The 22,256-nt window shown below is 68.7% G+C and carries 17 protein-coding genes; 14 read left to right on the forward strand and 3 right to left on the reverse strand.

All coding sequences use genetic code 11. The annotated features are described in order from the left end of the window. Positions 1–2 precede the first annotated feature (2 nt). Complete coding sequence (locus BLT96_RS02850; protein WP_090861585.1) at positions 3–2,717, forward strand: ABC transporter permease; 2,715 nt, start codon at positions 3–5, stop codon at positions 2,715–2,717. Between the two features lie 36 nt (positions 2,718–2,753). Here the strand turns inward: BLT96_RS02850 and BLT96_RS02855 are convergent, their stop codons facing one another. Then, complete coding sequence (locus tag BLT96_RS02855; protein ID WP_090861587.1) at positions 2,754–4,283, reverse strand: AAA family ATPase; 1,530 nt, start codon at positions 4,281–4,283, stop codon at positions 2,754–2,756. 177 nt (positions 4,284–4,460) lie between these two features. Between BLT96_RS02855 and BLT96_RS02860 the strand changes: the two genes are divergently transcribed. Further along, complete coding sequence (locus tag BLT96_RS02860; RefSeq protein ID WP_090861553.1) at positions 4,461–5,438, forward strand: IS481 family transposase; 978 nt, start codon at positions 4,461–4,463, stop codon at positions 5,436–5,438. Here BLT96_RS02860 and BLT96_RS02865 read toward each other — a convergent pair. Next, complete coding sequence (locus tag BLT96_RS02865) at positions 5,435–8,248, reverse strand: VWA-like domain-containing protein (protein WP_090861589.1); 2,814 nt, start codon at positions 8,246–8,248, stop codon at positions 5,435–5,437. The two genes, BLT96_RS02860 and BLT96_RS02865, sit on opposite strands and share 4 nt — an antisense overlap. 222 nt (positions 8,249–8,470) lie before the next feature. Between BLT96_RS02865 and BLT96_RS02870 the strand changes: the two genes are divergently transcribed. Continuing rightward, entirely contained in the window at positions 8,471–9,343 is an 873-nt protein-coding gene (locus tag BLT96_RS02870) for an HAD family hydrolase (protein WP_157692127.1), read from the forward strand. Positions 9,344–9,683: 340 nt separating this feature from the next. Here the strand turns inward: BLT96_RS02870 and BLT96_RS02875 are convergent, their stop codons facing one another. Beyond that, positions 9,684–10,919, reverse strand: coding sequence for an MFS transporter (locus BLT96_RS02875; RefSeq protein ID WP_090861593.1), 1,236 nt, complete (start codon positions 10,917–10,919; stop codon positions 9,684–9,686). 325 nt (positions 10,920–11,244) lie between these two features. Here BLT96_RS02875 and BLT96_RS02880 point away from each other — a divergent pair, with 325 nt between their 5' ends. The 11 genes from BLT96_RS02880 (at position 11,245) to BLT96_RS02930 (ending at position 22,256) form a co-directional block, all read left to right on the forward strand. Continuing rightward, a complete protein-coding gene (locus BLT96_RS02880) occupies positions 11,245–12,231 on the forward strand; it encodes a hypothetical protein (protein WP_090861595.1) in 987 nt (328 codons plus the stop codon). Between the two features lie 7 nt (positions 12,232–12,238). Continuing rightward, positions 12,239–12,751: a very short patch repair endonuclease gene (locus tag BLT96_RS02885; RefSeq protein WP_090844169.1), complete on the forward strand. Its 513-nt coding sequence runs from the start codon at positions 12,239–12,241 to the stop codon at positions 12,749–12,751. Positions 12,752–12,829: 78 nt separating this feature from the next. Beyond that, positions 12,830–13,681, forward strand: coding sequence for a metallophosphoesterase (locus BLT96_RS02890; RefSeq protein ID WP_090844167.1), 852 nt, complete (start codon positions 12,830–12,832; stop codon positions 13,679–13,681). A gap of 3 nt (positions 13,682–13,684) precedes the next feature. Further along, complete coding sequence (locus tag BLT96_RS02895; RefSeq protein ID WP_245719310.1) at positions 13,685–14,203, forward strand: DNA-deoxyinosine glycosylase; 519 nt, start codon at positions 13,685–13,687, stop codon at positions 14,201–14,203. A 51-nt stretch (positions 14,204–14,254) separates the two neighbouring features. Continuing rightward, positions 14,255–16,180, forward strand: a complete 1,926-nt coding sequence (locus tag BLT96_RS02900; RefSeq protein WP_245719311.1) for a GDSL-type esterase/lipase family protein — start codon at positions 14,255–14,257, stop codon at positions 16,178–16,180. A gap of 81 nt (positions 16,181–16,261) precedes the next feature. Then, positions 16,262–17,524 carry a deoxyguanosinetriphosphate triphosphohydrolase family protein gene (locus tag BLT96_RS02905; protein WP_090844164.1) on the forward strand — a complete coding sequence of 421 codons (1,263 nt, stop codon included), beginning with the start codon at positions 16,262–16,264 and terminating at the stop codon, positions 17,522–17,524. A gap of 8 nt (positions 17,525–17,532) precedes the next feature. Then, positions 17,533–18,933 (forward strand): replication-associated recombination protein A, encoded by a 1,401-nt coding sequence (locus BLT96_RS02910; protein WP_090861597.1) that lies wholly within the window; start codon positions 17,533–17,535, stop codon positions 18,931–18,933. Between the two features lie 71 nt (positions 18,934–19,004). Further along, positions 19,005–19,616: a DUF948 domain-containing protein gene (locus BLT96_RS02915; RefSeq protein WP_090861599.1), complete on the forward strand. Its 612-nt coding sequence runs from the start codon at positions 19,005–19,007 to the stop codon at positions 19,614–19,616. 8 nt (positions 19,617–19,624) lie between these two features. Further along, positions 19,625–20,005 carry an ATP-binding protein gene (locus tag BLT96_RS02920; protein ID WP_090844158.1) on the forward strand — a complete coding sequence of 127 codons (381 nt, stop codon included), beginning with the start codon at positions 19,625–19,627 and terminating at the stop codon, positions 20,003–20,005. Further along, positions 19,995–20,828 carry an RNA polymerase sigma factor SigF gene (locus BLT96_RS02925; RefSeq protein WP_090861601.1) on the forward strand — a complete coding sequence of 278 codons (834 nt, stop codon included), beginning with the start codon at positions 19,995–19,997 and terminating at the stop codon, positions 20,826–20,828. The genes BLT96_RS02920 and BLT96_RS02925 overlap by 11 nt, the downstream gene beginning before the upstream one ends. Positions 20,829–20,852: 24 nt before the next feature. Beyond that, on the forward strand, positions 20,853–22,256 hold the full coding sequence (locus BLT96_RS02930; RefSeq protein ID WP_245719312.1) for an AI-2E family transporter: 1,404 nt from the start codon (positions 20,853–20,855) through the stop codon (positions 22,254–22,256).

Consider the following 22,256-nt stretch of genomic DNA (forward strand, 5'->3'; position numbering starts at 1 on the left):
ACATGGGACGTTCCGCATACATGACGGAGGTCATCCGCAGCGTGCGTGGCTCGCTTGGGCGCTTCCTGGCGATACTGGGCATAGTGGCTCTGGGCTGCGGCTTCTATGCGGGCCTGCAGATGTGCGGCCCGGACATGCGCGCCGCGGCGGACCGCTGGTACGACGGCTGCGCCCTGTGGGACCTCAGGGTGGTTTCCTCGCAGGGGCTCGATGATGCCGCCGCGGAGCGCCTGCGCAAGGTGGACGGCATCACGGCAGCCATGCCCGCGCGCACGGTGGACGCGATGGCCGATGCGGCCGGCAAGAGCGTTGCCGTGCGCGTCTCATCCGTGGACGCCGATGCGGCGCGCGCGAGCCGTGCGAGCGGGGCATCCGCCGTGGCCTCTGCCGACGACGGCTACCTTAACCGAGCGCGCCTGGTAAGCGGCCGCTGGCCGCGGAGGGCGGGGGAGTGCGTCGCCTCCGCGGACGCGACGACGGCGCCGCTCAAGGTGGGCGACGCCGTGCGCGTGACGTCCGCCGCAGGCGACGTGGACTCCGTGCTCGCGCGGCGCGCGCTCACCGTGGTGGGCACCGTGAGCTCGCCGGACTATCCGTACACTGGCTCGTTTGGCACGACGACCCTGGGCGACGGCGCCATCGGGCAGTACGTGTACGTGCCGGACGACACGTTTGCGAAAGACGTGCCGTACACGACGGTGTACCTTGCCGTCAGCGGCGCGCGCGGGCTCGAGAGCGGCTCCTCCGCGTACGAGCGTCGCGTGGACGCCGTGGCAAAGCGCGTGCGCCGCGCGGCGAACGCGGCGGCGGGGGAGCGCTTCCAGGGCCTGAAGGCGGACGCCCAAGCCCAGGTGGACGCGAAGGCTCGAGAGCTGGAGGCGCAGCGCCAGGCCGCCGCTGCCGCCGCTCGGGCGCCGCAGGGCGCTCAGGCGGCCCAGGCGCAGCTTGAAGAGGCGCAGCGCCAGATAGACGCCGCCCAGGCCAAGGTGGACGCCATGCAGGGGCCGGAGGTCTACGTGCTCGACCGCGCGCAGAGCGAGGGCGCGGCCGCCTACCAGGCGGACACGGAACGCATGGACCACATAGCCGCGGTGTTTCCCGCCATGTTCTTCCTGGTGGCGGCCCTGGTGGCGCTCACGACGATGACGCGCATGGTCGAGGACGACCGCCAGAAGATCGGCACGCACAAGGCGTTGGGCTACGGCCGCGCCCGCATCGCGGCGATGTACCTTGCATACGCGCTGCTTGCGGCCGGCACGGGCGCCGTACTTGGCATCGCGGTGCTCTCGCAGGTGCTGCCGCTCATCGTGACAAACGCGTACGACATCATCTACGCGGTGCCGAGCCTGGGCCTGCCGCTTCCCGTGAGCCTCGGCATCGCGCTCGCGTCCGGCGGGCTCGGCGTGGGCGTGACGCTTACGGCCACATGGCTCGCAGTGGCGTCCACCCTGCGCGAGACGCCGGCCGCCCTCATGCTGCCGCGCGCGCCCAAGGCGGGCAGGCGCATCCTCCTTGAGCGCGTGGGCCCGCTGTGGCGGCGGCTGTCCTTCTCGTGGAAGGTCACGTTCAGGAACCTGTTTCGCTACAAGCGCCGCCTGCTCATGACGGTGGTGGGCATCGCAGGCTGCTCCGCGCTGCTTCTGGTGGGCTTTGGCCTGCACGACTCCATATGGGACATCATCGACCGGCAGTTTGGCCCCATCATCCGCTACGACACCACCGTGGGCATGGACGCGGACGCCGCCGAGAAGGACGTGGGCGCCGTCGTGGCGCACCTTCGGGACGCGGGCGCGCGCCGGGTGGAGCGCGTGGAGCGCCGCACGATGCTGGCGCGCGGCAAGGGCGGCTCCGCCTCCGCCACGGAGAAGACGCGCGTGAGCGTCATGGTGCCGCGTACGTCCGCGGGCCTTTCGCGCTGCGTGAGCCTGCGCGACCGCACGACGAGCAGGGCCGTGGCGTTTGGCGACGACAGCGTGCTTGTGACGGAGAAGCTCGCGAGCCTGTACGACATCCGCGCGGGCGAGAAGATCGTGCTGTTTGGCCAGGACGACGCAGGTAACGCGAAGGGCAAGGGCGTGGAGCTCACGGTGGACGACGTCGTCGAGAACTACGTGGGCAACGTCGTGTACGTGGGCCGGGACGCATGGCGCCGCGTGGAGGAGAAGGACCCGTCCTTCTCGACCGTGCTCGCGGACGTGCGCGGCGGCACCTCTGCGCGGGAGCGCCTGGCAGAAGAGCTGCACGACATGGACGGCGTTGCGACCGTGGCGTTCTCGAGCGAGACGATCGAGACCTACCGCCACATGCTCTCCGTGGTGAACATGGTCGTGGTGGTGCTCATCGTGAGTGCGGGGGCGCTTGCGTTCATCGTGCTGTACAACCTGACGAACATCAACGTGTCCGAGCGCGTGCGCGAGATTGCGAGCCTGAAGGTGCTGGGGTTCACGCGGCGCGAGGTGCACGCATACGTGTTCCGCGAGATCGTGCTGCTGTCGCTTCTGGGCGACGCCGTGGGCATGGTGCTGGGCACGTGGCTCGAGGGCTTCGTGATCACGACGGCCGAGGTGGACTACGTGATGTTTGGCCGCGAGATACACCCGCTGAGCTTTGCGCTTGCGTTTGCGCTGACCATGGCGTTTACGCTGGCTATCCTTCTTCTGATGCGGCGCCGGCTCGATGCGGTGGACATGGTGGAGTCGCTGAAGAGCGTGGACTGACGCGCGTGCGGGCGGCTGGCCATGGCGGTGCCTGGCCTAGCTGCGCTCGAGCGCGTCCGCCTGCTTCAGGAGGTCGAGCCCGCGCTCGTGGAACATGAGCGCGCGGCCGTGCTCCGCGAGCTTGGTGGACGCGTGCGCGGATGCGAACGCCATGAACGCCGGGTCGACCGCGAGGTGCGTCGCGAACACGACGGTCTCCTGCGCGTCCGCGCCGAACGCGGCGTCCAGGAAGTCGAGCGCGTGGTCGAGCTGGGACGATGCCTCTGCGAGGTCTGACGCGAGGGCGTCGCGCCGCGCGGCGAGCACGGAGCGCGCGGCGTCGAGCGCCGTGGCGGGGGCTCCCGCGGCCGTGCCCAGGGCCCAGCGGCCGACCTCCGCCCTCACGCTGTCCAGGGCCTCCGCGCACTCCGCGAGCACGAGCTGGCGCGACGTGTCCGCCGTGCCCTTGGCGCGCGCGTCTGCCGCGGCCTGGGCCGCCTTCGTGCAGATGCGCTCCGCCGCCGCCTGGGCGGCCGTCTGGGGACCGAGGAGCTCGTCCGTGGCGTCGTCCACCTCGCGACTGGCCCGCTCGAGCGCCTCGCCGCGCGACTGGGCGTCGTGCACGCGCTGGAGCAGCGCGTCCAGAAGGAGGTTCACCAAGGCGATGCGCTCGTCGAAGGGCGCGCTGGAGGCACGGGCGAGGATCTTCTCGACCGCGTCGCCCGCAAGGATCTGCTCGACCTTGTAGTCGTCCTCGTACTTGCTGAAGAGCTCGAGGTAGAGGCCGAAGTCCTCCGCGACCTCCCTGTCTTGCAGGTACTGGGCCACGAGGTCCTGGTCGACGGTCAGGCCCTCGTGGCCATACGCGACGATCATGCGCGAGAGGTCCTCCCAGCCGCGCGCCGTGACCATGCGCGCGCCGTTGACGCCCGCGCGCACGTGGTAGAAGCTCTTGGGCTTGTTCGCGAGGTAGGTGGTGATGGCGGGGTGGACGCCGTGGCTGACGGCGTAGTCCATCCACACGTCGAGGTCGGGTTCGACGTCGATGCGCTTCAGGCGGTCCATCATGGCAGGGTCGAACTCGCGCGCGGCGCGGTTGTACTCCGGCGGGTTGCCGGCCGTGACGATGACCCAGCCCGCGGGCAGGCGGTGCTGGCCGAACGTCTTGTACTGCAGAAACTGCAGCATGGCGGGCATAAGGGTCTCCGACGCGCAGTTGACCTCGTCCAGAAAGAGGATGCCCTCCGGGATGCCGCTCTTCTCGATTGCATCGTACGCGGCGGCGATGATCTCGCTCATGGTGTAGCGGCTGACCTTGTACGTGCGTCCGCCGTACTCGCTCTCTGCGATGTACGGCAGTCCGAGCGCGCTCTGGCGCGTGTGGTGCGTGATCGAGTAGCTGACGAAGTTGACGCCGAGGCGGTCCGCGATCTGGCTGACGATGGCCGTCTTGCCGATGCCCGGGGGGCCCATCATGATGATGGGGCGCTGCATCTGCGTGGGGATGCGGTAGATCCCGTGCTCGTCCTTGCTGAGGTACGCGCGCACCGCGCCCTCGATCTGCCTGGTTGCCTGCTGGATGTTCATGCGCGCTCCCTTTGGTTGGCTACGTCGATGGTAGCGCATGGGGCGCGAGCGGCGCACGTGAACGGTGGACGGAGCTAGTTGTTGTGTGCCAACAGGTTGTTGACACATGACGTGACAAAAGGGGAGGACTCCCCCAAGCTGTGACTTGTCGAAGGTTGCAGCGAGAGGAGCCCCCCCTTGTTCCAGCATTCTAACTCACGGCTCACGCCCCGCGGGCGGCAGAGGCTCGTCGAGCGCGTCCGCGCCGGCGAGAGCGTGTCCGCCGTCGCCCGGGAGGCGGGCGTGAGCAGGCAGACGGCCCACAAGTGGATCGCGAGGGCCGAGGCGGGCGAGCCGCTGTCGGACCGCCGCAGCCGCCCCTCGCGCCTCGCGAGGCTCACGCCCCCCGACGTCGAGGCGAGGGTCGTGGGGGCCCGCCGCGCCCGCCTGCTCGCCCCGCTCGCCCTCGCCGCCGAGACCGGGGTGCCCGCACGCACCTGCGCCAGGATCGTCGCGCGCAACGGCCTGCCGCGCCTGGCCGACGTCGACCGCGTGACCGGCGAGCCCAGGAGGCGCGGCCCCGTGACCCCGCGCCGCTACGAGAGGGAGAGGCCCGGCGAGCTCGTGCACGTGGACGTAAAGAAGGTCGCGAGGGTCCCCGACGGCGGCGGCTGGAGGGCGCGCGGCGCCGACGCCCTGCGCCACGCCGACTCTGGGGCGGGCACCGCCTGCCTGCACGTGGCGGTCGACGACAGGAGCAGGGTGGCCTACGCCGAGCTGCTCGGCGACGAGCGCAAGGAGACCTGCGTCGCGTTCATGGGTCGCGCCCGGGACTTCTACCGCGGCCTCGGCGTCGAGGTCGAGCGCGTGATGACCGACAACGGGCCGGGGTACCGCTCTCGGCTGTTCAACGAGTGGCTCGCGGCGTCCGGCATCGAGCACAGGTACACCAGGCCCTACAGCCCCTGGCAGAACGGGAAAGTGGAGCGAATGAACAGGACGCTCGCGCAGGAGTGGCAGTACGCGCGCGCCTACGCGAGCGAGGGTGAGAGGGCGGCAGCCCTCTCACCCTTCATCGACCGCTACAATTGGGCCAGGCCCCACGGCGCCTGCGGCGGCCTCCCGCCGATGTCACGCATCGTCGGTGTAAACAACGTCATGGCACACAACAGCTAGTACACGGACATGGACTCGAACTCGCCCGGATGCAGCGTGATCTGCATGGCCCACGCGGGCACGAGCTCCGGCCGGTGGTCCTCGTCGTAGAACACGAACGTCGTCTTGTATGGCGGCATGCGGTCGGGGTAGATGCCCCAGCCGTCCGTGAAGTAGATGAGGCCGGAAAGGTCGTCGAACTCGCCGGCAGCCAGGAGGTCGTTCACGTACGTGAACGCGAGACGGAAGTCCGTGCCGCCGAAGCCGAACAGCCTGATGTCGCGACGCCAGCGGTCGAGCTCCGCAAGCGACGTGATTTTGGTGTCGCTCTGGACGCGCTGGTCGGCCTGGATGATGTGGACGTTTACCTTCTGGAAGAAGCTGGACTCGCTCGTGAGCACGTCGAACGTGGTGTTCACGAACTGCTGCACCACGTCCTGCGTGACGGAGCTCGACGTGTCGATCACGATCACGAAGTCACGGATACGCTTCTCGTCGCGGTACTCCAAAGGCTCGACGAGCGGCATGTTGCCGTACAGCGACAGCCCGTACGTGTAGAACACGTAGTCGAACTCGTCGTCGGACAGGCGCATCTCCTCGCTCTGCACGGCAAACTGCCGCAGGAAGTCGCGGTAGTCGACCTGCTCGTGCGTGCTCACCTCGAGCTCGCCCACGAAGCGCCCGAGCTTGGAGCCCCTCTTGCGCGAGAGCGTCTGCAGGTTGACGCGGATGGACTTCGCCTCGCGGCGCCACGCCTCCTCCGCCTGGCGGGCGCTGCGCGAGCCGGCGTCCGTGCCGTCCAAGACGCCGTCGCGGTAGTCGGAGGCGGCCGGCTGCGGCGCGCGATCACTGGAGCCGTCGGGATCAGAGCGTCGCGTTTCTGCAGGTTCGGCACCTTGGCTGGCGTCCGCGTCCGCGGCTTGCGTGGAGCCGCCGGCCTGCGGGTCCGTCGGACCGGAACCCTGGCTGGCGCCTTCGCTCGCGTTGCCCTCGTCCTTCTCGGCCGCGCCTGACTGCGCGGGGGACTGCGGGGAATGCGCGGGGTACCACGACGCATGGTCGTCCACGAGGAAGAGACGCTGCCAATCCGCGCGCGCGTTCTGGAACGCGCCGCGGCGGAGGGCGTGGTACAGGCGCTCCGTGGTGACGCGCGCGCCGAGCGTGGACTCGATGAGGTCGAGCGCCGCCTCTATGCGACGGCCCCGGTCATTGTCGCGCGGGCCGACTACCTCCGCGGCAAGGGCCTCGGCCACGATGTCCGACGCGAGGTCCCAGGCGGCGCGGTCGACGGTCGCGCCGACGAAGGGATGGAGCATGAGGCAGTGGACCAACACGTGCATGAGGTCGTGCGTTGGGGCCTCGCGCGTGGCGGTGAACGCGGCGAGCGCCTGGTCCACGTCGAAGCTCACGGCGCGCCCGTCTGTGGCGAACGCGGCGCCCATGTGCACGGGCACGAGGTCTAGCAGGGCAAACGACGAGGCGAGGAACGGGTTTTCCGCGACGATGAGGCCGCGCGCGAGGTCGACGACGCGTCGGGCAAGGTCCTCTCGCTCAAAACGGTGGCCGTCCGCGGCGCCAGGCGTCGTGGGAGTGGGAGTGGTTGTGGTGGCGGGGTACGACGAAGGTGCAGCGGCGGCACCGGCGTGTCGCGACAGGGTGACGGTTGGGGAATCGATGTGTGGCGCGGCTGTGGGGCGAACGTCCTTCTCGCCCGTGGCGGCGTGTGCGGGTACGCCCTGCTTGCGGGCGAGGAGCCACGCAGCGGCCTCCGCATGGCCGGCTGCTGACGCGGCCTGGATCGCGGCGTCGGCGCTTGCCGGGTCGAGTGCGTGGGGCCAGGCGGCCACGGTCTGGAGCTCTGGCATGTGCCCGGCGGCTGCCATGATGCGAAGGAGCTCCGCGTTCTGCGCGGGGGTGCCGGGGCTGAGCAGCGGGACCATGGCGCTCAGGAGTTCGACGTCCGCGCGCAGCCAGTCGAGGGCCATCATCCGGCCGAGGAAGACGTCCGGCGCGTTCTTGCAGACGAAGCCGATGACGGAGCGGTCCGCGCGCGGCACGACGAGGTTGCCGAGCACGAGCTCGACGTTGGCGTCGCCCATGCCGCGCTCGCGGTGGAGGGCGAGCATGCGGCGCCCGAGGCCGAAGCAGGCCTCGGCCGTCTGGGGGTCGCGGCTTGTGGGGTGGCGCAGCGCGTGCCAGGCCCTCACGACGGCGGCGCGGAACAGGTCGTCGAACGCGGTCGCGTCGAACAGGCCGTCCTGCGCGAGGCGAAAGACGCACGCGCACGCGTTCGCCACGCTGGTCTTGCGTGCGTACGGCTTGCCCGCGAGCTGCTCCACGCCGCCGAACGGCTCGAACACCTCGGTCGAGACGGTGTGATCCATGTTGTTGAGGAAGAGCGTGGGGCTTTCTCGCGTGAGATCGAAGCGCGTGAACGTGCCCTCGTGCGGCATGAGCGCACGCAGCTTGCGCGGCTTGCGGAAGTCTCCCAGGAGGTCGACGCCGCGGGAGAGAAGGTCGCGCGCGGCGTCCTCGTTTGCGCACCGCAGCGCGAGCGCGAGCGCCCAGCCGGTGTAGGCGAAATCGCCGTCGAACGCGTCCCACACGGCGTCGAGCACATTGACCTGGCCAAACGCAGACGCGCGCTCCAGCAGGTCGACGGCCTCCGTCGCGGAGACGGCCTCTGCGAAAGGCGCGAGCGCACTGACGGCGGCAAGCGCCTCTCGCCCGCGCGGAGGTTGTGCGCAGATGGCCGCACGGGCCGCCTCGAGCAGCGCCTGGACGTCCACGTCCCGCCGCGCGCCTGCCGTGTGAGCGCCTGTGTCACGCATGGGTGCCGCCCTCCCTATAGCACGTGTACTGCCTTTGAAAGTAGCACTTGGGAGCCGTGGGTCAAACGCGCATTTGGCGCTGGCTGCAGATGCTATCCGCGTGAAATTGCGCCGCGCGGCGCGCGCGTTGCTACCATCGACTTGCCGGAGGCGGGGCGTTCGGCCTGGCCGTGGCCCTTGGTGCGCCGGCGGATGCGGCGACAACGCGTGGAATGGACTGGCATGATCAAGCTTGTGCTTTGCGACATGGACGGGACCCTGAAGCCGTTTGGGCGCGACCGCGTGTCCGGGCGTTCGGTGAGGGCGATTCACGAGCTGCGGGCCGCGGGCATTCAGTTTGGCCCCGCGACCGGGCGCGAGGCCGTCGACCTGTACCCGTTCTTCGATGGCGACGAAAGCTGCTTTGCCACGGGCATCCTCGCAAACGGCAAGCAGGTGTACGTGGACGGCGAGCTTGTGCTGGAGCGTCCGCTCGACCTGCCCGCGCTGAAGAGGCTGGAGGCGTACTGCCTGGACAACCCGGACTTTGCGCTTGTGGTGTACGCCCCGGCGGGCGAGAAGTGCGGCCGTCCGACCGCGGACGTCATCCTTTCCGGCACGACGGAGCGCGACGTGGAGGCATACGGACAGCGCACGGGGCTTACGGTCTCCGAAGGACGGAGGCTTGGCCACGTGCCCGACGCGAAGATCGTGACGGCGGGGTTTGCCTACATGGGAGAGAGCGCCGAGCCCATGGGGGCCATACGCAACGACCTGCGCGAGCGCTTTCCGGAGTTCGACTTTGTGCGGCCGTCCCCGCAGTTCTTCGACGTGCTGCCGCGTGGGTGGAACAAGGCAACCGCGCTCGCGCCGCTGCTGGAGCGCCTGGGCATCACGCGGGACGAGGTCGCGTTCTTTGGCGACTCGGAGAACGACGTGGCGCTGATGGGGGAGGTCGCGCACTCGTTTGCGGTCTCGAACGCGAGCACGGTCGCACGGAGCGCGGCACGCTACCACATTGGCGACGCGGCGGACGACTCCGTCGCGAAGGTCATGGAGGCGATCGCGAGGTCGGGCGGCGCGCTCGAGATTCCCGTGGGCGCGCTGCCGCGATAGGCGCAAGACAAGGTGGGGGCCGGAAGCACATCGGTTTCCGGCCCCCACGGCTCTGCTAACTGGGCTTGGGCGTGTGACTGGGTGCCGGACGCAAGGTCACACACCCGGGCCCAGTTTGCGCAGGCACGTGAGGTCGAAGCTGGTGCGTACCCGCGGCCCCGCGACCGCGTCACACTATGTGACGGCCTGCCAGCATGGCGCGCTGGTGCTGCTGGGATGCCGCGTGGGCGTGGCCGCGCGGATGGCCGCGCGCGACGCCTACACACAAAAAGCCCGGGCCACGGCTGTGAGCCGGGCCCGGGCCTTGCGGCACGTCCACTGGGGCGCAGATGCGTTCGGACTATTCCTCGTCCTGCGTGGCGGGGCGATCCGGCACCTTGCGCATCATGATGAAGCCGATGACGAAGAGGATGACGATCGAGAACACGCCAAGCGAGCCGGAGCCGGTGAGCGCCGTCATCGTGCCGACGATGAACGTGCCCATGATGGCCGCGTACTTGCCAAAGATGTCGAAGAACCCAAAGTACTCGTTCGCGTGCTCCTTCGGGCAGAGCTTGCCGAACTCGGAGCGGCTCAGCGCCTGGATGCCGCCCTGGAACAGGCCGACCATGATGGCCAGGAACCAGAACTCGACGGCGCTCCTGAGGAAGAACGCCGCGAACAGCGTGATGAACGTATAGCCCGCGATTCCCACGAGCAGCATGGTCTTCGTGCCGAACTTGCGGCCGAGCTTGCCGTAGGCGATGGCGGACGGGAAGGCCACGAACTGCGTGACGAGAAGAGCGAGGACGAGCTGGGTGCCATCGATGCCAAGGTCGGAGCCATAGCTGGTCGAGAGCTTGATGATGGTGTGGACGCCGTCGATGTAGAAGAAGTACGCGATGATGAAGTAGCGAAGGGTCTTGTCGGACCAGATCTTCTTGAGCGTGGCACCGATGCCGTGGAACGCCTTCGAGACGGCGTGGTCCTCGCGCGGCTTGTAGTGCGTCTGCTCGACGTCCCTCAGCATGGGGATGGTGAACGCGACCCACCACGCGGCCGTGATCACGAATGCGATCTGCATGGAGCTCTGGAAGCTCATGCCAAACGGCCTGGTCAAAACGATGGCGAGGCACGCGATGAACGGCACGCAGCTACCGATGTAGCCCCAGGCATAGCCCTGACTCGACACCTCGTCCATGCGTTCGTCCGTCGTGGCGTCCACCAGGAGCGCGTCGTAGAACACGATGGACGTGTTCAGCATGACGGAGGAGATCACGTAGATGACGAGAAAAGCCATGGCGCCGGTCGGAAATCCCATCGCCACCGTGGCGACGACGCCGGTCCCGACGGTCCCCACGACGAACTTCTTCTTCATGCCCTGCATGTCCGCGATGCTGCCGAGGATCGGCATGAGCAGCGCGATGACGAGCGAGGCGACGGTCTCGCCGTAGCTCCACGCCACGAGGGCCGGGCCGTCTGCGAGCGACTTGAAGTAGATGGGAATGATGCTCGTGGCCAGAAGGACGAGGGCGGAGTTGCCCACGTCGTACATGATCCAGCTCTTCTCGGCCCTTGTGAACTTCTGCTTTGCCATGTTGGCGATCCCTTCTGTGGACCCAGTCCCTTGCATAGACGAGGCAATTCTAGAAGAACTTATGAAATGTTTTCGAAAGGCTGCCGTAAGCGGTACGTCAGGCGGCGCATGGGGCACGAACGTCGTGGCGCACCGATGCGCGCTCAGGTTATGCGGGCGATGCGCCGGCGCCGGGCGCAAAGGTGTGTGCGCTGTGTGCGTGGTGCGTGCGAGGCGTCGCGATGTTGCGGTTCTCGAGGTGGGGAGGCGGCGCATCTGCGATACTTGTCCACTAGGCCGCATGGGGCAAGCGCGTTGCGTGCCCCTTTCCAAAAGGAGATGACGGATGCCTGCAATTTTGACGCATGACTTCTTCGGCCGGGATGCCTGCGACGACGTCTCGGCGAGCCGGGGGTTTGTCACGCAACAGCAGCGTCAGGCCTTCCTGTTGGGAAACCAGGGTCCCGACCCGCTGTTCTACCTCGTTGCGGACCCGTTTGTGGGAGGCGAGAACCGCGTGGGCGGGCTCATGCACCACGCGAAGCCGGCCAGGCTCGTGAGTGCCCTGCGTGACGCGCTGACCATGCTCACCCGTGACGAGCGCCCGGTGGGCGAGGCGTACGCCGCCGGCTTCTTGTGCCACTACCTGCTGGACCGTTCCATGCACCCGCTGGTGTACGCGTACCAGTACGCGCTGTGCGACGCGGGCGTGAGCGGCCTTGACAGGTCCGACGGCGACGAGGTGCACGCGGAGATCGAGCGCGACCTGGACGAGATGGTGCTCTACGCGAAGACCGGCATGACCGTGCGCACGTTCAAGCCGTACCGCGAGGTGCTGCGCGCGGACGACGCCACGCTGGCCGTGATCGACAAGCTGTACTTCTACATGAATCTCTGGACGTACAGCCGCACGCTGGACCAGGACTGCTACACGCATGCCGTGAAGTCGTTCAGGCTCATGCAGCGCCTGTTCTATGCGCCGGGGCAGGGCAAGACGCGGGTGCTGGCGCCGCTGGAGCGCAGGCTGGGGCACAAGCGCTACTCGCTGTACAGTGCGATGGCCCACCGCGACCGCGCGGAGCGCACCTCTGACTTCGACAACCGCGAGCACCGCGCGTGGAGGAACCCGTTCGACGGCAGCGTGTCGACGGACGGCTTCTGGGAGCGCTACGGCGCGGCGCTGGCAGAGGTCTCCAAGGCGCAGGACGCGTTCTTCTCGCCTGGGTTTGACGAGCGCGAGGCGGAGGAGCTGACGCGCAACCTCAACTTCAGCGGCCAGCACGCGGACCCGGACGACCCCGTGGGGCCGAGCGAGCCCGAGCCGGAGGCATAGCGGTCGCATGGTGAGCGAGGCCACGCATCACGTGATGCAGGCAAACAAGAGCAAGAACACGAAGCCTGAGCTCAAGGTGAGGGAGGCCCTGCGCAAGGCGGGGCTTTCCGGCTACAGGCTGCACTGGAAGAAGGCGGCGGGCAAGCCGGACATCTGCTACCCGGGCCGCAGGGTCGCCATCTTCGTGAACGGGTGCTTCTGGCACCGCTGCCCGCACTGCTCGCTGCCGCTGCCGAAATCGAACGTGGCGTTCTGGTCGGCGAAGTTCGAGCGCAACGTGAGCCGCGATGAGCGTGACGCGCGCATCCTGGTGCGCGAAGGCTGGACCGTGCTCGTGGTGTGGGAGTGCCGGCTGCGCAAGGCGAGCTTCGACGCGACGATGGCCGAGCTCGTGCGGCAGATTCGCCTGAGCGAGTCGCAGCGGCCGAGCGAGCGCGGGCGCTACGTGGACGTGGGGTCGACGGCGCCGTGGAAGCTGCACGAGGCGCGCAGGCGTGCGCGCGGGCGCGCAAGGCGCTAGACTCTGTATATACTGGGCACGAAATCTTGGCGGCGGCCGGGCATGGGCAGGTGGCCGCGGCTGACTTTGGGGGCACGCATGGCAACGTATGCGTTTTCGGACGTGCATGGACACAGGGCGACGCTCGAGCGGCTGCTGGAGCGCGTCTCGCCGGCGGACGATGACCGCATATTCATGCTGGGCGACATGATCGACCGTGGGCCGGACCCCGTGGGGGTGCTGCGCATCTGCCGCGAGCTGCCGGGCGCGACCGTGCTGATGGGCAACCACGAGGACCTGATGCTCACGTACCTGGAGGCGCCGGAGGTGGGCATGAACCAGGTGAACTGGGAAATGAACGGCGCCGGAACAACGATGGACGGGCTTTCCTCCCTGCCGGAGGGCGAGCGCGTGGAGCTTCTGGACTGGGTGGCGAACCTGCCGCTGTACGCGTACGCGTTCGTGTCCGGCCGCCCGTACGCGATGGTGCACGCCGGCATAAGGCCAGGCGTGCCGTTCGAGCGCGCGGGCGAGAAGGACGAGGCGCCCGAGGCAGCGGAGGACGGCGCGTACGCGATGGGGTGGAGCGACGACGACCTGCGCGCCATGCTCGAGGCGCAGCGCCCCGAGGACCTGGTGTGGATCCGCGAGGAGTTCTGGGGCCAGCCAACGGGCCTTGTGGGCGAGGACGGCCGCGGGCCCATCGTGATCGCGGGTCACACGCCCACGCCGTACCTGCAGGGCATGGCCGACCTTCCCGACCGCCTGCCGCTTGACGAGAACGGACTCTGCCGCATGGTCATGGTGGGCGCGAGCGCCCAGACCGGCGGCGTCGCGGACCGCTGGGACATAGACTGCGGCGCGGCGGGCGGCGCCGGCTTCGGCAACCTGCTGATGCTGCGGCTGGACGACGGCCAGGAGACGTACGAGCCCGTGCGCGAGGGGGAGTAGCGCGTGGCGGCGCCCAAGGGGCCCGCGACGCACGTGGACTCCCCGCTGGAGCCGGTGTTCGACGCGCACAGCCGCGTGCTGATGCTCGGCACGATGCCGAGCCCGAAGTCTCGCGAGGTGGGCTACCACTACGGCAACCCGCAGAACCGCTTCTGGCGCGTGATGGCCGCGATCTGCGGAGAAGAGCCGCCCACGTGCCGGGAGGAGTGCCGCGCCCTCGCGCTTCTCCACCACTTCGCCCTGGACGACGTGCTCAGGAGCTGCACCATCGTGGGGGCGAGCGACGCGTCGATCCGCGACGCCGTCCCAAACGACCTGCGCGCCCGCGTGCTTGACCACGCGCCCATACGGGCGATCTTCTGCACGGGCGCGGCGTCGCACAGGCTGTACCGTCGCTACATAGAGCCCGAGCTGGGCATTCCCGCCACGAGGCTTCCGTCCACGAGTCCGGCCAACGCCAGCTGGAGCTTGCCGAGGCTCGTGGAGGCGTATGGCGTCGTGAAAAGGTATCTGCAAGAATAGGGGCGCAGACGCGCGATGCGCCCTTACGGCACGGCAAGACGGAGCTGGTGGATGAGGCTGAGCGACATGACAAGGGGAGAAGCGCCGGGCTACGCGCTTGTGCGCGCAGACGCCGCCGCCCTTCTGCATGGGGCCGTGCGCCACGAGTCCGAGCTCGAGGGCTGGATACGTCCGTGGCGCTTCTCGGCAGACCAGATGCGCGCCATGGGCAGCTGCCAGGCGTGGCACCCCGGCCTCTACCGGCAGATGGGCCGCGCGACGGCCGGCGTCTGCCTGGAGTTCACGACGGATTCTTCCGAGGTCGCGGTGGAGGTGCGCCTTGACGGCGAGCCCGTGGGTACGCGGGAGGTCCTGAAGTACGTGGATGCGCGCGAGGCGGGGCAGCAGGGGACCGCGCGGGAGGCCTTTGCGCGGCAGGCCGGAGCCGCCGCGCCCGCGCGCATGCACGACGGCCTCTCGTGCGAGGTGGACGGCCGCCCGCTGGGCGTGCGCGTGCCCGCACCCGCGGACGACCAGGTTACGTTTACGCTGGACGATCCCTCGGCCGCACCGGCAGAGGGCGTCATGCAGCTGCCCGGCATGGGCGACACGCACCATGTGCGCGTGTGGCTGCCGTGCCTGCGCGGCTGCACCCTGCGCTCCGTCGTGGGCAACGGCAGCTTCATCGACCCGGTCGAGAAGCGCCGCAACCTCCTGGTGCTGGGAGACTCCATCGCGCAGGGCTTCGTGGTGGACGACCCCGCGCTCGCGTGGCCCACGCTGCTTGCGGCCGAGCTTGGGCTCGACGTCGTGAACCAGGGCGTGGGCGGCCAGGTGTTCCAGCCGGGCACGCTGTACGGCCTTGCGCCCGCCATCGACCCGGCGGCCGTCGTCGTGGCGCTCGGCGCGAACTACCGCTACGAGCCGTGCCGCGAGCGCCTGGTCACGCGGGACGTGCGCTCGTTTCTGGGGCAGGTGGCGCGGCTGTGGGAGGGCGTGCCCACGTGGGTGGCAACGCCGCTGTGGCACGACGAGGACGCGTGGCCGTCGCACCGCATGAGCTGCTTCGAGGTCGTGCCGCGGCTCATCCGCGAGCAGGCGTCGCGCTTCGACGGCATGCGCCTGGTGGACGGCGCCGGCCTGCTCGACCACGATGCGGCCCTCATGGCCGATGGCTTCGAGCATCCCGGCCCCGCGGGATCGAGGCAGGTCGCGCGCAGGCTCGGCCTCGTGATGGAGCAGGCGTCCACGCCGCAGGAAGAGCTGCGCGAGCGGGCGCTTTCGCTTTTGGCAAAGGCGCCGCGCCGCACGTTTGTGCTGGCAGAGTGCCTGCGCCGCGGCGTCGGCAGCGTGATCTGCGCACGGCCCGGCTGCGTGGCGCTTCGCGAGCCCGGCGGCATGCAGATGGTGTGGGCCACGGACCGCGAGCTTGCGAAGGACGTCGCGTGCGCGCTCATGAGCGACTCCGTCACGCTCTGCCTGGAGCCCTCGCTTGCGGACGACCTCGCCGGCTGGCTTGGCCTTCCCGTAAAGGACCCCGTCCACCTGGCCATATACCGCAAGAAGGCACGCCCCAGGGTCGACGCGGCCCATCCGGTGCGGCCGCTTGGCCCCCAGGACCTCTCGGCCGTGCGCCAGCGGATGACGCACCCGGAGTTCCAGACGGACGCCCAGACGCTCGCGCTCCTTGGCGAAGGCAACGTGCTCGGCGCGTTTGCGGGCGACGAGCTCGTGGGTTTCGTGGGCGAGCAGACCGAGGGCTCCATGGGCATGCTCGAGGTGTTCGAGGACTTCCGCCGGCACGGCTGGGCCCTCGCGCTCGAGTCCGCAAAGATCTGCCAGGTGCTCGACCGCGGCCAGACGCCGTGGTGCGAGGTGTGGCCGGACAACGTGGCGTCCGTGCGACTGCAGCGCAAGCTCGGCCTCACGGTGCTTCCCGCGACGGAGGCGTGCTTTCTGGCCAAATCACGCGGCAGCGCGCCCGAGGATGCACGGTAACGCCACATACGGCGCTCGGCGTGGATTATGTCCATCGTTTGGGGTAGGGTATCCGGAGCCATAGAACAAGAGAGGTACCCCATGCCAACACAGGAAACGCCAGACGCAAGGGTCAACCGCATGGCGCCAGGCATGCCCATGCAGGTCTCGGCCCAGGTGGCAGAGCAGGTCCGCGCGCTTGCGGCCACAGGCGGGCTCAGTCCGTTCGCCTGCAAGAACTCCGCCGTCATCAGGCGCGACGTCACCCAGCGCGATCTCGACACCTGCGTTCGTCCCGCCTTCGTGCGCGACGCAGAGAAGATCGTGCACACCCCCGCGTACAACCGCCTCAACGGCAAGACGCAGGTGTTCTCGTTCCGCCAGAACGACGACCTCACGCGCCGTGGCCTCCACGAGCAGCTCGTCGGCCGCGTCGCGCGCGACATCGGCCGCGCCCTCGGGCTCAACCTCGACCTCATAGAGGCCATCTCGCTCGGGCACGACCTCGGCCACACGCCGTTCGGACATGCGGGCGAGCGCTTCCTGCACGACGTCTACCACGAGCGCACCGGCAGGTGGTTCCGCCACAACGTGCAGAGCGTGCGCGTGCTCGACGTGCTGGAGGGCCGCAACGTGTCGCTCCAGACGCTCGACGGCGTCATCTGCCACAACGGCGAGTTCGAGCGCCAGCGCTTCGAGACGAGCGGCCTGAATGACTTCGACACGTTCGACCGCGTGGTCGAGGGCTGCTGGGAGTCCGGCGACAAGGCCATCGCCCACCTGCGCCCCATGACGCTCGAGGGCTGCGTCATGCGGATTTCTGACATCATCGCCTACGTGGGGAAGGACCGCCAGGACGCCATCCGCGCGGGTCTCGTGGGCGAGAAGGACTTCGAGGACGGGCTCGGCGGCGCCTACAACGCGTGGGCGCTCTCCGCGTTCGTGACGGACGTGGTGGAGAGCAGCATCGGCAAGCCGTACGTCGCCATGAGCGAGGAGGGGTTCGCGGAGCTTTCGCGCGCAAAGCGCGAGAACTACCAGAAGATCTATGGCTCCGCCGAGGTCAACGGCGACTTTGCGGGCCCGGTTCGCGAGCTCTTCTCCGCGCTGTACGAGCACGAGCTGAACGCGCTCGCGGCCGGGGACGAGTCCGCCGCCATCTTCGCCCACCACATCCTGCCGCTCGGTCGCAGGCTGTCCTACTATGGGCGCCGCTACGACTGGGAGGCGGACCCGGACCAGTGCGTCGTCGACTTCATCAGCGCCATGACGGACGACTACTTCGTCGCCACGTGCGAGGCGTTGTTCCCCAAGGCGCGCGAAATCTTCCCCAGCCGCAGCTACTTCGACGGCGTCAGGGCGTAGGGGCTGCCATGGACACACTGTTCTCTCAGTCGGAGCGCAAGGTGCGCAGGCAGAACGCGCCGCTCGCCGCCCGCATGCGCCCGCGGTCGCTCGAGGAGTACGTCGGCCAGGAGCAGGCCGTGGGGCCGGACTCGTGGCTGCGCCGAGCCATCGAGCACGACACGCTGTCCTCCGTCATCCTGTACGGGCCGGCCGGCACGGGCAAGACCACGCTCGCGCGCATCATCGCGAACACGACGCACGCGGAGTTCGTGGAGGTGTCCGCCATCACGGGCACGGTGAAGGACCTTCGCCGCGAGATAGACGCCGCCGAGCAGCGCCTGCTCACCAGCGGCCGGCGCACCATACTCTTCGTGGACGAGATCCACCGCTTCAACCGCACGCAGCAGGACGCGCTCCTGCACGCGGTGGAGGACAGGGTCGTCGTGCTGGTGGGTGCCACGACGGAAAACCCGTACTTCGAGGTGAACTCCGCGCTCATCAGCAGGTCTCGCGTGGTGGAGCTCGAGCACCTGGACGATGCGTCCATTGAGAAGATCGTGCGCCGCGCGCTCGCGGACGAAAACGGGCTCGCGGGCGCGTTCGAGCTCGAGGATGACGCCATGCGCGAGATCGTGACCATGGCGGGAGGCGACGCCCGTGCCGCGCTCACGTCGCTCGAGCTCGCGAGCCAGATGGCGCTGCCCGCGGGCGATGCGGCCGCAGCGAGCGCCGAGCACCCCGTCACCATAGGCACCAGGCACGTGCTCGAGGCGAACCCGCGCCATGGCCAGCCGTACGACAAGGCCGGCGACATGCACTACGACGTCATATCCGCGTTCATCAAGTCCATGCGCGGCAGCGACCCGGATGCGACGCTCTACTGGCTCGCGCGCATGATCGACGCGGGCGAGGACCCCAAGTTCATAGCGCGCAGAATCATGATCCAGGCGTCTGAGGACGTGGGCAACGCGGACCCGCAGGCGCTGCTGGTCGCGGAGGCAGCGTTCAGGTCCGCAGAGGTCATCGGCTACCCGGAGTGCCGCATCAACTTGGCGCAGGCCGCGCTCTACGTCGCGCTCGCGCCAAAGTCGAACGCGGCGGAGGCCGGCATTGACGCCGCCCTGGCCGAGGTGCGAAACGGTCCGCGTCGCGACGTCCCCAGCTACCTGCGCGACCGTCACCGTCCCGGGTCCGAGGACTACGGCGAGTACCTGTACCCGCACGACTACCCGCTCGGCTGGGTGCGTCAGCGCTACCTGCCGGAGGGCCTTGCGCGCGGCGCGTTCTTCCACCCCAGCCCGCGCGGCTGGGAGTCTTGGCGCCTGGAGGCATCCGCCCGCGACCGCCAGGACCTGGAGGACGCCGAGGGACCGGCCAAGGGGCCGGCCGAGGGAACGCACGGTGGCAAACCCACCGCGAATGGGTAGAATGCGTAACGTAACACGTACCATGGGGATTCGCCGGACGAGTCCCGTGGCCTAGGGAGAAGGGCAAGGCAATGGAGATGTCACCCCTGAGCATCCTGCTCATCGTGCTGGTCGTCGCGGGCATCTGGGCGGTCGTGGAGCTTGCGCTCACCATCCGCCGCGCACGCGGCGCCGTGGACGACGTCACGCGTGCGGCGAACGAGACCATAGAGCAGGTCCAGCCCGTGATCGCGAAGCTGGACGGCGCGATGGACGACCTCCAGCCCAGCCTGAAGCAGGTGGACCCCATCGTGGCGAAGGCCTCGGTCGCCCTGGACGAGGCGAACGAGGGCCTGCGCAAGGTGAATGGCATCCTGGGAGACGTCTCGACGGTCTCCGGGACGGCGGCCGGCGTGACCGACGTCGTGAACCAGGTGACGAACGCCGCCGCAGACGCGGCGAGCGGCCTTGTGTCCAAGATCACCGGCGTTCCGCAGGCGTCCGGCGCCCATCACCTGAAGAGGGGCGAGGCCGCGGCGGCCATCGAGGCGCCGGAGGCGGAGGAGCCGCCCGCGCAGGAGACGGCCCCTGAGGAGCGGGCACACGGCGGCAACGCCGGCTACGTCACGTACGGCGAGGTCGGCGTGGCTGCATCGAAGGAAACGGACGAGAAGGACGAGCGCGACGCGAACGCGTCCGAGTAGGGGAGAGCATGACGGAAGAGAAGAGCGTCCGCCTGAGCGTGCCGGCGGAGCCGGAGTTCGCGAGGGTGGTCCGCATGACGGCGGCAAACCTTGCCGTGCTGTGTGACATGAACGTAGACGATGTCGAGGACCTGCGCATGGCCGCGGAGGAGGGCTTCGTCTACAGCTGTGCCACTCGTCCGGCAACGTGCGACGTGAGCTTCGCCATCGCAACCGACGGCGTGTCCATGTCCTTCTCGCTTGGCGACAAGGAGCCGGAGCAGTCCCAGGATGGCGAGGACCTTTCCCTCGTCGAGCTCCTGCTGGACGCCGTGTGCGACAGCTGCGAGGTCACGGACGCCGGCGAGCTCGTCCTCGTGAAGGGGATTGGCGGGACCGATGCCCAATAGCAGCGAGCGTGGGACGGAGGCCGCGCCGCGCAGGCGCATCTCGTCCAGGATGCCGAAGGGCAAGCTCGCGTGGGACAAGGACCGCACGAGGGAGCTGTTCAGGCGCTACAAGGAGGAGGGGGACGACCAGGCCCGCGAGCAGCTCATCATGAGCCACCTCAACCTCGTGCGCTTCCTGGCCTCCAAGTTCAAGAACAGGGGCGAGCCCCTCGACGACCTCGTGCAGGTGGGCACGATCGGCCTCATCAAGGCCATCGACCGCTTCGACCTGTCGCGTGGGCTCGAGTTCACGACGTTCGCCACGCCGACCATCATGGGCGAGATCAAGCGCCACTTCCGCGACAAGGGCTGGTCCGTGCGCGTGCCGCGGCGCCTGCAGGAGCTGTCCTCCAAGGTGAACCAGGTGACGGACGAGCTCACGAAGGAGCTGCAGCGCTCGCCGTCCGTCGAGGAGATCGCGAAGGAGCTCGGCACGTCCGTCGACGAGGTGCTCGAGGCGATGGAGTCCTCGAGCGCGTACAGCTCCGTGCCGCTGGAGGGCACGGGCCAGGGCGACGACGATGACGCGCCGTCCGTGATCGACCACTACGCGACGGAGGACGAGGACCTCGCCGCCTCGGACGACCGCATGGTCATCGAGGACACGATCAAGGACTTCTCGCCCCGCGAGCAGGAGATCATCCGCATGCGCTTCATCGACGGCCTCACGCAGGTCGAGATTGCGAAGAAGCTCGGCATCTCGCAGGTGCAGGTGTCGAGGCTGCTGAGGCGCACGCTGAAGAAGGTCCAGGAGAAGATCGACCCCGAGGGCCTTATGCGCTAGCGGGTGCCGTGCATGGAGGACGCGTTGCAAGAGGACGTTTTGGACGAGAAGGACACGGGCGCGGGGCAAAGGGACGCCCTGGGAGTCTTCAGGAGCCTCGGCATACGGGCGTGGGCATTCATCGGCGTTGCCGTCGTGTTCGGCATCTGCGTCTGGGCCATGGGCTTCATCTGGCCTGCGGTGGAGCTTCTGCTTGCCGGCGTCGTGATGGGCTTCGTGTGCAGCCCACTCACGAACTTCCTCGAGGACCGCGGTGTGAACCGCACCATTGGGGCGCTCGTGGCGCTGCTCGTGCTCATCGCGGTGCTCGTGGGCGTGTTCCTGCTGCTCATGCCTCCGTTCGTGGAGCAGCTCGCCGAGGTGCTGCGCAAGGTCCCGACGTACGTCATCAAAGTCAGGACCTCCGTCGACGGCTTCTGGCGCCGCTACGGCAACGCGGGCACCACGGACGTGCAGCAGAGCGTGAACCAGTTCGTGAACTCGATATCGGGCATTGGCATCAAGGCGTCCTCAGAAATGGCGGAGAGGCTCTCGACGGGCCTGATGAGCAGCGCTTTCTCGTTCGTGAACGGCTTCGCGACGCTGTGCCTCGGCCTCGTCCTCGCGTACTGGTTCGCGAAGGACTACCCCGTCATCGCGCGGGAGTTCATTACGATCGCCGGGCCGCGCCACGAGCGCGGGCTCTCCGTCCTTCTCGCCGTCATGAGCCGCTCCATGGGCGGCTACATGCGCGGCACCGTCATCACGTCCGTGTTCGACGGGCTGCTCTCGTGGGTGTTCTTCGCACTCGTGGGGCACCCGTATGCGGGTCTCGCCGCGATCCTGGTGGGCGTGCTCCACTTCATTCCCGTCATCGGCGAGTGGGTCGCCGTCGCGTTCGCCGTGCTGCTGGCGCTGTTCGAGAGCCCGATGCTCGCCCTCGTGGCGCTCGCGGGGTCGGTCGTGATTCAGAACGTGACGGACAACGTCGTGTCGCCCCTGGTGATGCGCTCGGCCGTGAAGATCCACCCCGCGCTCTCGCTCATCGGCCTCTTCATCGGCAACAGCCTTGGGGGAGTGCTTGGCATGCTCCTTGCCGTGCCCTTGACCGCGGCCATCAAGAGCGTGTTCGTGTACTACTTCGAGAGCAGAAGCGGCAGACAGCTCGTGTCCTACGACGGGGCGCTGTTCCAGGGGACGCCGTTCCACGACGCCCGCGGAGGCGTGGAGCCCGCGTTCGACGCCCTGGACGACGACCGGTTCTTCATGGGGTCGCGGCTGGTGGACGGCTCCCAGACCGAGGCGCCCGTCGCGGACGAGCCGCCGAAAGCGCGTGCGCACGCGCTCGCTGACGCGCTCTCGGACGCCGTCGAGCGGGCGAGGGGGAGATGCCGGGACGGCTCGACGCACGACCCCGAGTCTGGGCATGATAAGGATTTGCACAAGTAG

This window comes from Parafannyhessea umbonata (genome assembly GCF_900105025.1).
In the GTDB taxonomy this organism is placed as follows: domain Bacteria; phylum Actinomycetota; class Coriobacteriia; order Coriobacteriales; family Atopobiaceae; genus Parafannyhessea; species Parafannyhessea umbonata.